This window comes from Bacillus sp. FSL K6-1338, from assembly GCF_038006965.1.
Classification (GTDB): Bacteria; Bacillota; Bacilli; order Bacillales; family Bacillaceae_G; genus Bacillus_A; species Bacillus_A thuringiensis_S.
In genome coordinates, this window is sequence record NZ_JBBOWI010000001.1 from 2649840 (window position 1) to 2664890 (window position 15051).

Here is a 15051-nt window from a genome sequence, read left to right on the forward strand (position 1 = left end):
CACCTCCGCTCTATTTACAGAAAATATGTTTACCGATTTTTTTAATTTGTGGACGAGTCCAAATCCATTTACTAGTCGCAGTATCTGGATTGAAATAATATAAAGCATTTCCTGTTGGATCCCATCCATTAATCGCATCTAATACAGCTTTTTTCGCTGTTTCATTTGGCGTTAAATATATTTGCCCATCCGCAACTGCCGTAAAGGCTCTTGGCTCAAATATTACTCCTGAAACGGTATTTGGAAATGATGCACTTGTAACACGATTTAAAATAACAGCAGCTACTGCAACTTGTCCTAAATACGGTTCACCACGTGATTCCCCGTATACTGCGTTTGCCATGAGTTGAATGTCATTTTGCGAATAACCATTCGGAACATTTGTCCCTTTATTTTGAGATGGTTTATTTTTTTGTGCAGTACTACCACTATTTCCTTTATTGGCAGTGGACTTGTCATACTTCGTTGCCTTCACGAGCATTTGCTTCGTTTTAGCTCCAGCTAAACCATCAACGGGTAATCCGAATTTCTCTTGAAAATTCCGAAGTGCCCAATATGTACCCCATCCGAAAACACCATCCACTTTTCCCGTATAAAATCCGTTATATTTCAAACGAGATTGCAGTTCAATAACATCTTCGCCAGATGCTCCTCTTTGAATGACTTGATTAGAAAAAGCTTCTACATTCTTTAGTTGTATACTACTGACCATTAAAGACAGTCCTATGAACGCAAGTAAAACTGCTATTTTAAAAATAGCTTTTTGGCGCATACTTTTCCCTCCTTAATTACAGAAATGATTTCTTGGTTATGTTTTGTAAAAGCCTCGCTTTTATGTAAAGAAGACAAAAAAATCCAAACTAATATCGTTGAAAAAATATGTAAACAATATAAAAAAAGGATAAAAGGAGTTCATCATGAAAAAATCGTTAAAACGTGTCGCACTCGTCATTCTGTTCCTAACAACATGTTCAAATATATATACAGGCTCATCAATTGTTCATGCGCAGCCGCCGTATGCCAAATGGGGTAAACTTGCCGTAGAAAAGACGAAAGAACAATACCCAAAAGCAGAAATTATTGATTATCTACATATAGGTAGAAAACCCAAAACAGTTCAAATAACTGTTGAAAAATTTAAATTGTGGTTACGTGAAGATGGAAAAGAATATGGTGTTTTTGTTGATGTAGAATTTGAAACGAAGACGGAGAAATTTATAAAGTTGTCGTTTCAGAAGACGAGTAGATAAAGTGAACCCCCACTGTTAAAAACAGAAACAGTGGGGGTTCTTGCATTTCTAAAATTCTTTCCTAAAATTTCGATTCCCTAAAAATCTTACCAATATACAAATAGCGCCAATTACAACAGCTATCCCTATACTATATAAAAGGACTCTACCATATCCTCCTATTCTCGGATCTAAAAAAGGATATGGATACCAATTTACGATTGGACCACGTAATAAGCTATATACAACGTAAAAAAACGGGAATAAGAGCCAACTTGCAGCTTTTTTCCAGGTGATTTTCTTATTTGGTGGATTTAAAATCCAATCTAAAAGCATGGTAATTGGCATGATATAATGCAGCACCGTATTTACCCATGGTATTGCAGTTTGAAGTGATTCTTCTAATCCTCTTAATAGTAAAAAATAAATTAGTCCTGTCGTAAGTATATATACCGTTGCCGCACCACGAAGTATACCAAACTGCTCTGATCGACCAAATGTAGCTGTTCCGATACTGCTTAAAAGGAGAATACATGCAACTAAAATGTTACTTTCGATCGTAAAGAAACTAAAAAAGTTAACTGGATTGAACGGTTTCACTTGTGCCCTGATTATGAATTGCGTAATAATGGCGCTACATGCTAGAAGACTTAAACATAATCTAAATAAAGATAAAGTTTTTTCACCCCTCATACATTCCCTCCTTTTCTTATAAATAATTAGAATTTCCCTGTACATGCTCAATAAATAATTTTAATGGAACGAGCCCACGCTTTGGCATATGACTACTTATAATAGCTACTACTTCTAACTGAGGAATGATAACGATGTATTGTCCGCCATATCCCATAGCGAAATATATACAATACGGTATGTGAAATCTTTCGTTATGTAATACCCACCAGTGATATCCATATGCGCCGACATGTTCATATGTTTCAAATTGCGCCCTGCTTGACTCTTCTAACCATTGTGCTGATACAATTTCTTTCCCATTCCAATATCCATTTTGTAAACATAATTTTCCTAATTTTAATAAATCTGTAGATTTCATTTTCATACCGAAGCCGCCAACATATATACCCTGCGGATCTTGTTGCCATTCGTATTCGTTAATTTCTAATGGATCAAATAAATATTTCTTTGCAAACCGCTCTGTCGACATTCGAGTAGCTTCTTGAATAATATAGCTCAGTAAATGAGAAGAACCTGAATTATAATTCATTTTTGTAGCAGGTTTTTCAATTATTGGCTTTTCTAATATGTACTGTACCCAGTTCTCTGATTCTACAAAGTCATTTGGGAATACTACTCCATTCCCAAACTCTTTCCAATCCTCACCAGTAGTCATTGTTAATAAGTGATAAAGCGTCAAATCATGTTTTTCCCCAGGTACATTTTCAATCCACTCTGTAATCGGTGTATGTATATCATTTATATAGCCCTTATCAATTGCAATACCAATTAATAAAGATACGATACTTTTTGTAATCGAATTTATTTTATATAAGTTATTTGCACATTCAGGTGTTTTATAATACTCAGTTGTTAATTCCCCTTTTTGATAAACAAGAAATGTATTCACTTTTTTCTTTTCGAATTTATTTTCTAGTTGCTTGAAATCCAAAAACTTTACCTCCATTTAAATAGTTACTCCATTTATTATATCTTGTTACTTCATTTTAAACATAATTGTGCTCAAATAAAAATAAACCTGTCAGCCATAATGAACTGACAGGTTTATTTTTATAATTTCGTACGAACATTCCAAAGCTCTGGGAAGAATCTTTGATCAAGTACTCGTTTTAAATAAGAAACACCGGAGGATCCACCTGTTCCCATTTTATGTCCAATAATTCTTTCTACTGTTTTCATATGACGGAAACGCCATTGTTGTAGCCAGTCTTCAATATCAATCAATTTTTCAGCAAGCTGATATAAATTCCAATATTTTTTCACATCCACATACACTTCTAACCACGCCGCTTCTACTGTTGCATCTTCTTCATAAGGCTGCGTAATATCACGGTTTAACACATCTTTATGAATAGGGAATCCTTCTTTTACTAATGCTTGAATCGCGACATCATATAGACTTGGTGCATGTAGCGCTTTATGAAGTCGTGCATGTAATTCTGGATCCTTTTCATAAATTTTTAATGCGTGCGGCGTTTTATAGCCAAGTGCATACTCAATCATACGATATTGATACGATTGAAAACCTGAAGCTTGACCGAGTGAATCACGAAACTCAATATATTCTGATGGTGTTAATGTCGCAAGAATATCCCAAGATTGAATAATTTGAGACTGAATTTTCGATACACGTGCTAACATTTTAAAAGCTGGTTGTAATTTATCTTGTTTAATAGATTCAATCGCCGCATTTAGCTCATGTAAAATGAGCTTCATCCAAAGCTCACTTGCTTGGTGGATAACGATAAATAACATTTCATCATGATGGTCCGATAATCTTTTTTGAGAAGATAGTAAACTATCTAATTGTAAATACTCCCCATACGTCATATTCTCTTTAAAATCCGTATGAATCCCTTTTTCCATAATTACTTTTTCATTTTCTTTCATATTAGCCAAACGCCCCTTTTATATAATTCTACTTATATTGGTCTAATAACGGCTCGAACTGGACTTCCATCTGCATCAGTTAATGCAAGTGGTAATGCAATAAGTTCATAATCACCGTCTGCTACATGATCTAATACGACATTTTCTAAAATATGAATTCCATGTTTAAATAATTGATGATGCGCTGCTAATTCTTTATCATCTAACGGATCAACTGATGGTACATCTACTCCGATTAAACGAATACCTTTCTCTGATAGAAAAGGTGCTATGTCTGCACGTAAATGAGGGATCACATCTGGAAATTCTTCATTTTTTCCATGTGAAGATGTACGTAATAATAATCGTTCTACACCTTCTAAATGAAAGTTTTCTAATTCCTTTTTCCCGATGCTTTCAAGATTAGAAACGTCAATAATCCGTGCTGGGCCAACATAAACTTGAACATCTAAATCCAATACTTTCTTTCCATCATTATCAAAATGAAATGGTGCATCAATATGAGTGCCTGTATGAATACTCATCGTTAACTTTCCGACATTTACCGAGCCACTTTCTTCTTTTGACCATGAAACTTCATACGAGAACGGTGTGTCTCCTGGCCACGTTGCAATATTATTATTTAGCGGTTGTGAAATATCAATCCACTCTGATGTTTTCATACTTATGCCACAACCTCTCGCTTATTTTCAAACTGCTTATACTTTTCTTCTTTCATAATTCCCTTTAATATTTGTACAGATTTCCACACTTCTTCGTATGTGTTATATAAAGCGACCGGCGCAAGTCTCACTCCATTTGGCGCTCTAAAATCTGGAATTACTCCATTTGCCTTTAGCGCTTTACATATACGTGCTGCTTCTGCATGCTCTAAATAAATGTGCCCGCCTCGACTTTCATCCTCTAACGGATTTCCAATTGTAAATCCGAAATCTTTTAATTCATGATCAATTAAATTCAGCATGTATCTCGTAATATGTAAAGACTTCTCACGTAAACGTTCAATACCAGCATCTTTGAAAATTTCAAGAGAACCAATTAATGGTGCTATACTTAATACGTGAGGTGTACCAATTTGATAAGCACCTGCATGATCAGCGGCTGTTAATGTATGCTCCATATCAAACTGCTTATCTTTTTTAGAACTAAACCATCCAGACAACCCTGGCAGTCTATTAAAATGTTTATTATTTACATAAAGTCCTGCAACACCACCCGGTCCTGCATTTAAATATTTATAATTGCACCAAACAGCAAAATCAACATCCCAATCTTTGAAATGATGCGGAATAGATCCTATTGAATGACATAAATCAAATCCGATATGAATGTCTCGTTTATGTGCTTCCGTTGTTAAACGTTTCATATCAAGAATTTGACCACTTCTATATAAAACAGAAGGTAATAAAATTAAAGCGATATCATCTTCCATCGCATGAATAATATCTTCTTCAGAAAGTGTTCTACCATCTCGGCTTTTCACTCTTACTAGATGCTCATCTGGGTCTAATCCTTTTAAACGTATTTGACTTTGAAGTGCATAAATATCTGACGGGAAAGTTAATTCATCCGCAAGTATTTTTGTACGTATTCCTTTCGGTTCATAAAACGTCGCAATAACTTGGTGTATATTTGTAGTCGTAGAACCGGTTACAATAGTTTCCTCCGGTAAAGCTCCAATAAGAGGGGCTGTAAGTTTACCTAATTTCTCTGAAAGGAAGAACCACGGGTGCTCACCTTCAGTCCAGCCGTCAATTCCATATTCTTTCCACGAATCTAGCAACGTAAGTAATGATTTCTCTGCTCTTTTTGAAAGTAGCCCTAATGAGTTTCCATCTAAATATATAGTACCTTCTTTTTTATAGAATTCAGTTTGAAAATCTTTCAGTTCATCATGTTTATCACATTCAAGCGCATACTCATAAGTTGGTTGAAATGGTTCTTTATACATGGTGTCACCTTCTCTTAATTTTCTTTTTATTCTAACTAATTGAAATATAGCACCTTAATTGATATAACGTCAATGATATTATGTCAGTTGACTTTATATATGAACTTCTTTTACAATACAGTTATATTTTCAGACATTTCAGTATAAAGAGGTGATTCTTTGAAAAACTCTACTCTTTCATCAAGAAAACACCGCTCCTTAGAAACGAAGAAGAAACTACTACACTCTGGTTACACTATTTTTATACGTAACGGATTTCAAAAAACGACAATTACACAAATTATTAAACATGCAGAAACCGGTTACGGAACAGCATATGTATACTTCAAAAACAAAGACGATCTCCTAATTAGTTTAATGGAAGATGTTATGAATCAATTTCATAATATTGCCAAGCGCTCCTTTTTGCCTCAAACGAAGGAAGAAGCTCATAAAATGATTCGAAATCAAGTTAGAGCATTTCTCCAACTAGCAAAGAAAGAACGAGCTATTTTACAAGTTGTAGAAGAAGCAATCGGATTATCAAAAGAGATACGTAAAAAATGGGACGAGATACGGGAACGCTTCATAAACAATATTACGCAGGATATTACATACTCTCAAGAAAGTGGATTAGCACAGCCTGAATTAAATAAAGAAATTGTAGCACGTGCTTGGTTCGCAATGAATGAGATGTTTCTTTGGGCGATTGTGAAAAATGATAAAAAATTAGAGTTAGAAGAGATAGTACATACATTGACGGAAATGTATACGACGGGGTTATATAAATAGCACACCTGCAATAAATACGGTGTGCTATTTTACATTTATAAAAATATTTTATCTAGGTATGGCAATGCTAAAAGGGGCTTTTCAGATAAAGGGAAATATTTTAGTTTTAACGATTCACCATCTATCGATTTCAACTCGCCACCGCTAACTTCACACTCAAACACAACAATAATATATTCTACTTCATCACCATTCGGATATGTATGGCGGTACTTTTCTCCTCCAAATACTCCTTTTTGTTTTTTTACTTGTACTTTCAATCCTGTTTCTTCCCAAACTTCCCTAACTACTGCTTCTTCTGGAGTTTCCCCAAGTTCAATTGCTCCAGCTGGCAAACTCCAGTATTCCCCACCAGGATATTGAAATAAAGTGAAACTTTAATCAGTGGGGGTTTTATTATCCCCACTGATTATTAGTTGAACCAATCGGGCTTTTACGGGCAGTTGATCCCCCACCTAACTTCTTTGCTTTCGCTGAATTTTGAGATGGGAGTCTTACTGCCCGTTAATGCGGGATAAAATATCCCCCTGTTTATTTTTTATAATAGCAGCTACACTCGGCATGAATATTAGTTCATGCCCTAATTGCTCACGGATTTTTTTATAATATAGTGACATTGACATACTATTCTCTCCTAATCTATTAATAACTTTATTTTCTGATATTTATTGCATAATATTCTTAATACAAACTTCTATATAGAAAGGATAAAAACATGTCGCAAGAAAAACTTGCAAACAAATTTCTATCATTTACTGAAAGTGGTACTCAATAGATTGAGTACCACTTTTACTTTACATGCTTTTCATTAGCGTACTTTTTCTTCAGTCACCCTACTCACAATTCCAACAATAAATTTATATTCAATCCTTCTCTTCTTATCTTTCTTAAAACCCTCTTTCGTATCAAAAATAAAACACGTTTTCCGAAACCAAATTCGTACGTATACAGACTCTAAGTAAATAGGTTTTATAATTCCTCGTTCTTCAAATTCAGTCCCATCTTTATTTTCAGTTTCCGTTCGAACGAACCACTTATTCCCGATTCCAATCTCAATATACTTCACATACTAACCTCCATTAGGAAATTTCCCTTCTAACAATTCTATTATTTCCCCGGTAAGCGCAGATTCCGACAGAACATGAGCCCACAAAGAAAAAGTAGATTACAAAAATCTACTTTATAACTTATATTTTTGCATTCGCTTATAAAATGTACTACGGGGTACATCTAATAGTTTTGCAGCTAATGAAACATTTCCGTTTGTCTTTTGTAATACTTCAATCATGCTATCACGCTGTATTTTTTCGCGAAAATTTAGTGGATGTTCTGTTTTATTTTCAACTTGTAACTCAAGTTGTTGTTGATTTCCCATCATTGTTTGTAGCAAAAAAGCGACTTGCTTTTCGCATATTTCCCGTCCTTGCGACAAGATGTAAATGCGTTCTAATACATTTACTAGTTCTCGAATATTTCCGGGCCATGTATGTTGTAAAAATTGATTGCAAATACTCTTTGGAAATACAACATTCCAATTCTTCCGTTCGCAAAAGTGTTGTATAAAATATGAGATATCCTCTTTTCTTTCTATTAACGATGGAACATATAACGGATAAACGTGCAAACGATAATATAAATCTTGACGGAATTTCCCTTCTTCTACTAACCGTAGTAAATCTTTATGTGTGGCAGTAATAATACGAATATTTACTGGTACCTCTTTTGAACTTCCTATTGGAGTTATTGTACGTTCTTGTAAAACACGCAATAATGCTACTTGCATCTCTGGTGGTACTTCACCAATTTCATCTAAAAATAATGTTCCTCCATGCGCTTGTTCAAATTTCCCTTTATACCCTTGACGTCGCGCACCTGTAAACGCACCTTCAACGTAACCGAACAATTCACTTTCCATTAATTCTTTAGGCAGAGAACCGCAGTTAACAGCTATAAAGGGCCCATCTTTTCTTGGGCTATTTTCATGAATCGCTCTCGCAACATATTCCTTTCCTACTCCTGTCTCACCACATACATACACACTAGCATCAGTCGGTGAAACAAGCTTAATTTCTTCTAGTGTGTGTTGAAATGCTTTGCTTGTCCCGGTAACTCCTGAAAAAGTAATTCCTTTTATAAATGCGAAAGCAGAATATGTATTTATTTGTTTGTTTTTCTTTAAATACATACATTTCCCAATCATTCTTTCATTACTATATACTGGTATCTCTAATTTAGTTTCCAATCCATGGTGCATTAACTCTTCAAGCTTCATTCTTGACCAATTATTTATTCGTTCACGAACACTCTTACTCGCAGAAACGATAACATCACGATGATTACAAATAACTACTTGTTCGTCACTATCAATGACATCCAAAAAACGATGAATTAAGTGTAATTCATTTTGATGAACTCTTATGCTACATTCACGTTCTATTGCATGTGCAATTGAAGTTACCATACCGAGCATATATGGATGCGAAAATTCAATTGGACAGGAGAAATCTAGAACACCAATTAATTTCCCGTCATCATTATGGATAGGAGCAGCCGCACAACTCCAGCTATGAGATGCCACGGAATAATGTTCAGTACCACTTATCATAATAGCTTCTTCAATTTCTAGCGCTGTTCCAATTGCATTTGTACCAACAGCTGCTTCTGTCCATTTTACACCTTCAATAAAATTAATATGTTTCGCTCGCTTTAACGTTTGTTTATTTCCACTTAACGATAGAACATAACCATCTGGATCGATTAATAATGCCATCATTTGTAGTTCATCAATGGTTTTTCTCATATTTTGTATTTGAGGTAATGCTATATCAAGAAAAATTTCACTCTTTTTCTTTTGTTCTTGAAAAACATTAGAAGACAAAATTTTCTGACCTTTATTCATATAAGGATTCACATTTGCTTGTCTACATCGATGCCATGACTCTGAAATTCTTTCGTTTATACGGTTCGAATCAAAGACTCCTTCATCAATAAACTTTTTCCATGTATGTAAGTAAAACGGTGAAGCTAACATTGTATCATCTCCCTTTTAATTGTTTTGGAGATTTATAAAACATACTTCTATTATAAAACTGAATAAAAGCGTTTTCAATACAACTAGAAAGATGACACAAATATGTTAATAATTTGAATATATTAATGCGCGTCTTTATTCTTTTTTAGTAGCACCATATTTTGTATAATGGACGCAAAGAAAATACATAATCAAAACCACTTTTGTGGATTACCATTTATAAAGAAAACAATCACGGCTATTGCAAATAAAATAGCGGCTGATAAACTAATATATAATTTCGTTCTGACCTGCATTAGTCTTCGCTCCTATTATTTTACAGTACATACTAACTCTTCATTTTTCATCTCTACTATGTACTTCTGTAAAACATATTCTCTTCCGCCATGTTTTTCATACCAATCATGTATTCTTTTTACATGAATCTCGTCACTTCTAATTTTCGATTCAATTTCTTTATACCGTTCAAAACTATCATATTCCCATATGGCGAATACTTCAGACGTACCATTCTTATTACCTTTCATCCAGCGTCCTATTAGCCTAGAGCCATGCTTTAACTGATTAGGTAAGTTCGTGTTATTGAAATGATCATTAAATACTTCTATGAATTCATTTTTCACTACATAGTACTTCCTTCTGTAAAACATACCTCTTCCCCTCTTTTATGAAAAGTATCAGTAAACCTTCCCATCACTACCGTATTATAATACTTTCCATCCGATAGTCTTTTGTCATTTTTCAAAATGCCTTCTACTTCAAAACCTAATTTTTTATACAGATGAATAGCTTTCTCGTTTGTCTCTAATACTTGTAAAGATATTTTATTTACTGCATTTTCATCAGCCCATTTAATAGATTGTTGCAATAGACTCTTACCCATTCTATATCCCCAAAACTCTTTTAAAATACAAACACCAAACTCCACTTTATGAGATAATCTCTTAAAATTTGACCCTTCACATCTTGAAAATCCAACGATTCGATTGTGCACTTCTACAACTAAAAAGAGATTCTTAGTCTCTTCACTATCTGTTTTTATTATTTTTTGAAATCCTAGATCATCTATAAATCCCTCTCCAGCATCTCTATCCATATTTTCAGTTTCTCCATCAATCTGAACTCTAATTTTCGATAACTGCTCTGCATCTTTCTCAGCTGCAGAACGAATTGTATAAGTTAATCCATTTATATGAAACTCTTGCTCTTTTACAATCATGTCAAACTCCTTTCAAATGAATATAATGGCGCTATTACAACTTGTTTACCTTGTTTCTCAAAGTCCTGAACAGTTTCTTTACTAGCCTCTTCGTCAGTTATAATAATGTCAATTTTTTTTAGAGACTCTCCTCTTATAAAACAATCTATTCCAAGTTTATTATGCGGAACTAAACAAATATTTCTTCTAGCAATTTCACTTACTCTTTTACTAAAATAAGCAACTTCAGGTGTTGCGGTACTAATACCTTGTAATGAAATGCCTCCACCTGTAGAGAAATACAGATCAATAGAAAATCTACTTATTAATTCAGAGGCAAGTGTATCAGTAATATTCCCTGAAGGTTTTACTTTTCCGCCAATTAAATACGTATCAATATTCTTATATTCTCGTAGATAACCAGCTATTTCTATAGAATTCGTAATAACCGTAAATGATACTTCCGGTAAATATTTCAGCATCGCATTATGAACGGAAGCCCCACCAATAAAAATTGAATCACCTTCTTGTATATAAGATACCGCAACTCTTGCAATTGTGTCCTCATATATTGAGCTATCACTATAACGTTTAGTTGGTTCCGCAGCTAAGTTTCTCACTCGCGTAAGTTCAATTGCACCTCCGTGCGTTCTTTTTAATAAACCATCCTTTTCCATAATAGACAAATCTCTTCTTATAGAATCAATAGACATATCAAATCTTTCCGCAAGATCCTTTGCTATTACTCTTCCATCTGTATTAAGTAGTTCTAAAATTTTCTCTCGACGTTCTTCAGTAAACATGTTATCACCACCGTTATTGAAGGTTCAGAAATTTGAACTTTATATTAATTATATGCACGTTTCTTCCGTTTCACAATATTTTCAATCCTTTTTCTTCCGTCTTTATGCAGTGTTTTCCTCTTTTTCTATTTTGTTAACTTCACATAAAATAAATGCAGATTTGCATATTCCACTAAAAGACTTCTATTTATTTCCTTATTCATGTAAAATTATTCCTATGTTTTACTTTTTAATACAGAAAGGGATTACTATGAAATCACTAATCAAAACGACATGTACAGCATTATTATTTACAGGAATATTAACAGGGTGCAATAGCAATACTACACCAAAACAAGAAAAGAGCGCTCTCGAAAAGAATGCAATGCACTATGGAGAAATAGTTAAAAATGAATACTATAGAGCGACAGTTGAGAATGCAAAGTTTGAAAAAATAGACGAAGAGCGGCGCCTTACTACTCGTGTTATGATTAATAATGTTCGAGACGATGGACAAACTATTGATCTTTCGGAAATAAAATATTTCATACAAGATGAAAAAACTGGTCAGAAATATGAAGGTGAAGCTCATCCGATAGGTGACGAGCACTATAAAAATGTTCCACACGAATTCTCTTTAACTACTGACGTTGTATTTGAACTGAAAACTTCACCAAAAGATTTAAATAATATGTATTTATACATAGATAGCAAAGCTGCGCCGTTAACAAATACATATTGGAAGCTTGATAATTTAGTATCTAAATAGAAAGACCAGTCTTATACGACTGGTCTTTTTACATTCATACATTTAACTTTCATTAACACTTATATTAATTTTCTAATAACAACTTGAATAACATCAGCTAAACCAGTGTGCCCTTTCCCTTCAACTCGCTCTTGTTCTCCATTAAAGAAATGAATTACCTTATGTTCTTCACACCAAGTAAGGATATCAATTGGATCATACAGCATATCAACATCTTTTGGTCCACCAGTACTATAGTTTATTTGTTTTTTTGAGTAAACTTCAAACATAATTAATCCACCAGGCTTTATCGTTTGTATCATTTTATCTAATATCATTTTTTTATAATCATCATGAAAATGTCCAAATACCATAATTGCCGCATCATATTCATTTTCTGGCAAACTATCAGCTAATAAATCTACTTTTTTTGTATGCACGTTTACGTTATGCTTCTCTGCCAATTTTTTTGTCTTTTCTAATCCATCTTTCGAATAATCAATAGCTGTTACTTCGTTCCCTTGTCTTGCTAGAAATACAGCATTTCTACCTTCTCCCTCCGCAAATGCTATTACTTTATTGTGATTTGCTAAACGAAATGCTTGTTCTTTAATAAATGTATTAGGTTCTTCCCCGTAAAAATATTCATCTGATTTATATCGATCATTCCAAAAATTATTCATCATCTTCTCTCCTTCTTCATATCATTTTCTAACTACAATTAAAGATATTAAAGAGCCTTTTTATCCTTAATTAATTTAAAAATAAAAGCAGATTAAAAATCCACTTTTATTTTTTTCGCAAGATCTACGATTTTTTGATTTCTTAACTCTTCTTCCATTTTCTCTTCTGCTGCGAGCATTGCCTCATTAATTAAACATCCAGGTTTGTCATGTAAACAACAGTCAAACAATGATGTTTTGCCTTCAATTGCATGTATAATATCTAAAAATGAAATATCTTCCCAATTCTTACTAAGCGAGTAACCGCCCTTTGGACCAGATGATGAGTGTATCATCCCTTCCTTCGTCAACTTAGTTAGTATTTTAGACAAGTACGTTGGTGAAACATTTTGCATTTCTGCTAATTGGTAAACACTAACTAACTTATTTGGTGTGGCCTTTGCCAGAAAAAGCATTGTATGAAGAGCATAATTTGTAGCTTTAGAATATTTCATAGTACAGCTCCTATTGTAGACTCCATGTATCTACAATAACTTTATTTTTTTATTATGTCAAACGTTTGTAATACTCCATACAACATTATTTCTTCACAAGTAATACATCTGCTGCGCAAATCGTCACTTCTCTAAATGGAGAGTCAAATAAAACACCTAGTTCAAAACCATCTTCAGTAAGAGCTATTTCATGATATAGCCACCAAGCACTGTCAAAGTTTTCCTGCATAGAACACTTTGTTACTCCTATAAAGGTTACTTCAAGTTTATCAAATTCACTAAAAGTACCACTGCAATCTAATACGATAGACAAAGTATCTTCTGATTCTCTCTTTATTACTTTAATTACACTATCGTGTAGTGATGTCTTGTGTAACTGAGCGACATTTGACGGAAGTTTTTTCTCAATGGAATTAAAATATTCTACGTATGATTGATCTAATTGTGCCATTCTTTTCTCATAATCTGTTGTCCACTCTTGCATAAGTTTTTTCAGTTCACCTGAGGGGTATTCTGAATTAATTGTTATGTTTTGTATAATTGAGTATATCGATTCAGGAAGGAATTTTAATAAATCTATTTTCCTTTCCTCTATTTCTTCCTTTAAACTTTGTATATCCATTTCCGACCATTCTTTTATAGACTCTATAAAACTTACAAATTCTAAAACTTGCATTTTTTTATACCATTCTCTTGTAAAATATTTCAATGACACCTCTCCTAAAATATCTTTACATCCAGTAAAAGCAATACATCCACTTATTATATCATTCCAATAACCATTTTTTCTAAAGAAATAATGTAAAAATGTAAATATTCCGCCTATTATTTCTAAAACTTCAGAATATTTACAAAAGTATAAAATTAGAATACATTTTAGCTGTACAAGATTCACCTGTACAAAAATTCAAACAAAAAGGGATGGTTATATGTTGAAGAAATTAGTAGCAGGGACATTAGTAGCGGGTTTTGCATTAACTGGAGGACTAGGTGCAGTAAGCGCTGAGGAAAAAAGTAACACAATTAAGTCATTTGATTATTTAAAAGTGGATGAACAAAATGTTAATTCATTTGCAAAATTAAGTGATCAGGATAAGAAAGATATCCAAATTACTATGGTATTACCTAAGCAAAATGAAAATGGAGATTGGCTAGCTTATGGTTTTACTAGCCGCGAAACATTGGATGCGTATATTGCAAAGGATAAAAAAGCAATTAAAAATAATATTAATCCTTTAGGTAGTGGTGCTGGTAGTACTGATTTTTATGAACATAAAGATAAAGGTGGCCAATATATTTACTGGAGCAGTGGCTTTAAAAACTTACCATCTAGCTGGAATGACAGAATTTCTTCTGTAAGTACAGCGTCGCCTTCTGCAAGTTATTCAACAACACTTTGGGAACACACTTCAACACAAGGATATGGAAAAGGCGTTTTATTTAAACACGCTGATTGGTACGGTAAAACTGCTAATTTAGCTCCTGAATGGAACGATAAAACTTCAGCTATTGACATTAAAAAGTAATAGAGGATTTAATTTCTTCTATAAAAATTCAAACCACTATTCTCTCATTCAT

The 15051-nt window shown here is 33.5% G+C and carries 19 protein-coding genes and 1 pseudogene; 4 read left to right on the forward strand and 16 right to left on the reverse strand.

All coding sequences use genetic code 11. The features are described from left to right. Positions 1-10: 10 nt before the first annotated feature. Positions 11-772 carry a spore cortex-lytic enzyme gene (sleB, locus tag NZ044_RS13565; RefSeq protein WP_001249046.1) on the reverse strand — a complete coding sequence of 254 codons (762 nt, stop codon included), beginning with the start codon at positions 770-772 and terminating at the stop codon, positions 11-13. Between the two features lie 145 nt (positions 773-917). Here sleB and NZ044_RS13570 point away from each other — a divergent pair, with 145 nt between their 5' ends. Next, positions 918-1250 carry a DUF3889 domain-containing protein gene (locus NZ044_RS13570; protein ID WP_000749154.1) on the forward strand — a complete coding sequence of 111 codons (333 nt, stop codon included), beginning with the start codon at positions 918-920 and terminating at the stop codon, positions 1248-1250. Positions 1251-1298: 48 nt separating this feature from the next. Here the strand turns inward: NZ044_RS13570 and NZ044_RS13575 are convergent, their stop codons facing one another. The 5 genes from NZ044_RS13575 to kynU form a co-directional block, all read right to left on the reverse strand. Beyond that, on the reverse strand, positions 1299-1922 hold the full coding sequence (locus NZ044_RS13575; protein WP_001213866.1) for a Pr6Pr family membrane protein: 624 nt from the start codon (positions 1920-1922) through the stop codon (positions 1299-1301). 16 nt (positions 1923-1938) lie between these two features. After that, positions 1939-2856 carry a serine hydrolase domain-containing protein gene (locus tag NZ044_RS13580; RefSeq protein WP_340949792.1) on the reverse strand — a complete coding sequence of 306 codons (918 nt, stop codon included), beginning with the start codon at positions 2854-2856 and terminating at the stop codon, positions 1939-1941. A 119-nt stretch (positions 2857-2975) separates the two neighbouring features. Continuing rightward, the gene (kynA, locus tag NZ044_RS13585; protein WP_000661959.1) at positions 2976-3815 is read right to left on the reverse strand and encodes a tryptophan 2,3-dioxygenase; all 840 of its coding nucleotides are present in this window, start codon (positions 3813-3815) and stop codon (positions 2976-2978) included. 32 nt (positions 3816-3847) lie between these two features. Next, positions 3848-4477 carry an arylformamidase gene (gene kynB, locus NZ044_RS13590; RefSeq protein ID WP_000858071.1) on the reverse strand — a complete coding sequence of 210 codons (630 nt, stop codon included), beginning with the start codon at positions 4475-4477 and terminating at the stop codon, positions 3848-3850. Between the two features lie 2 nt (positions 4478-4479). Then, positions 4480-5766, reverse strand: coding sequence for a kynureninase (gene kynU, locus NZ044_RS13595; protein WP_000276296.1), 1287 nt, complete (start codon positions 5764-5766; stop codon positions 4480-4482). 159 nt (positions 5767-5925) lie between these two features. Here kynU and NZ044_RS13600 point away from each other — a divergent pair, with 159 nt between their 5' ends. Then, positions 5926-6537 (forward strand): TetR/AcrR family transcriptional regulator, encoded by a 612-nt coding sequence (locus NZ044_RS13600; RefSeq protein WP_000798548.1) that lies wholly within the window; start codon positions 5926-5928, stop codon positions 6535-6537. Between the two features lie 35 nt (positions 6538-6572). Here NZ044_RS13600 and NZ044_RS13605 read toward each other — a convergent pair. From NZ044_RS13605 to NZ044_RS13635, 7 genes and pseudogenes are all read right to left on the reverse strand, one after another. Beyond that, a pseudogene (locus tag NZ044_RS13605) lies at positions 6573-6905 on the reverse strand (NUDIX domain-containing protein); the annotation flags it as partial. Between the two features lie 126 nt (positions 6906-7031). Next, positions 7032-7160 carry a hypothetical protein gene (locus NZ044_RS13610; RefSeq protein WP_000062924.1) on the reverse strand — a complete coding sequence of 43 codons (129 nt, stop codon included), beginning with the start codon at positions 7158-7160 and terminating at the stop codon, positions 7032-7034. Positions 7161-7345: 185 nt separating this feature from the next. Beyond that, complete coding sequence (locus tag NZ044_RS13615; protein ID WP_000873836.1) at positions 7346-7603, reverse strand: DUF3977 family protein; 258 nt, start codon at positions 7601-7603, stop codon at positions 7346-7348. 114 nt (positions 7604-7717) lie between these two features. Continuing rightward, positions 7718-9568, reverse strand: a complete 1851-nt coding sequence (locus NZ044_RS13620; protein ID WP_000881380.1) for a sigma-54-dependent Fis family transcriptional regulator — start codon at positions 9566-9568, stop codon at positions 7718-7720. Between the two features lie 311 nt (positions 9569-9879). Next, on the reverse strand, positions 9880-10218 hold the full coding sequence (locus tag NZ044_RS13625; RefSeq protein ID WP_000499995.1) for an NIPSNAP family protein: 339 nt from the start codon (positions 10216-10218) through the stop codon (positions 9880-9882). After that, on the reverse strand, positions 10191-10787 hold the full coding sequence (locus NZ044_RS13630; RefSeq protein ID WP_000635676.1) for a GNAT family N-acetyltransferase: 597 nt from the start codon (positions 10785-10787) through the stop codon (positions 10191-10193). Before NZ044_RS13630 ends, NZ044_RS13625 begins: the two co-directional genes overlap by 28 nt. Next, entirely contained in the window at positions 10784-11569 is a 786-nt protein-coding gene (locus tag NZ044_RS13635; RefSeq protein WP_000493642.1) for a DeoR/GlpR family DNA-binding transcription regulator, read from the reverse strand. Before NZ044_RS13635 ends, NZ044_RS13630 begins: the two co-directional genes overlap by 4 nt. Before the next feature lie 250 nt (positions 11570-11819). Here NZ044_RS13635 and NZ044_RS13640 point away from each other — a divergent pair, with 250 nt between their 5' ends. Beyond that, the gene (locus tag NZ044_RS13640; protein WP_000838461.1) at positions 11820-12317 is read left to right on the forward strand and encodes a hypothetical protein; all 498 of its coding nucleotides are present in this window, start codon (positions 11820-11822) and stop codon (positions 12315-12317) included. 59 nt (positions 12318-12376) lie between these two features. Here NZ044_RS13640 and NZ044_RS13645 read toward each other — a convergent pair whose 3' ends face one another. From NZ044_RS13645 to NZ044_RS13655, 3 genes are all read right to left on the reverse strand, one after another. After that, positions 12377-12982: a class I SAM-dependent methyltransferase gene (locus NZ044_RS13645; protein WP_002082658.1), complete on the reverse strand. Its 606-nt coding sequence runs from the start codon at positions 12980-12982 to the stop codon at positions 12377-12379. Positions 12983-13071: 89 nt separating this feature from the next. Further along, a complete protein-coding gene (locus NZ044_RS13650; RefSeq protein ID WP_000877653.1) occupies positions 13072-13473 on the reverse strand; it encodes an Rrf2 family transcriptional regulator in 402 nt (133 codons plus the stop codon). Positions 13474-13558: 85 nt separating this feature from the next. Further along, a complete protein-coding gene (locus NZ044_RS13655) occupies positions 13559-14182 on the reverse strand; it encodes a DUF4085 domain-containing protein (protein WP_000873450.1) in 624 nt (207 codons plus the stop codon). Between the two features lie 220 nt (positions 14183-14402). On the opposite strand from NZ044_RS13655, the gene NZ044_RS13660 reads away from it, so the two are divergent. Then, the gene (locus NZ044_RS13660) at positions 14403-14999 is read left to right on the forward strand and encodes a hypothetical protein (protein ID WP_000914437.1); all 597 of its coding nucleotides are present in this window, start codon (positions 14403-14405) and stop codon (positions 14997-14999) included. Positions 15000-15051: the final 52 nt, after the last annotated feature.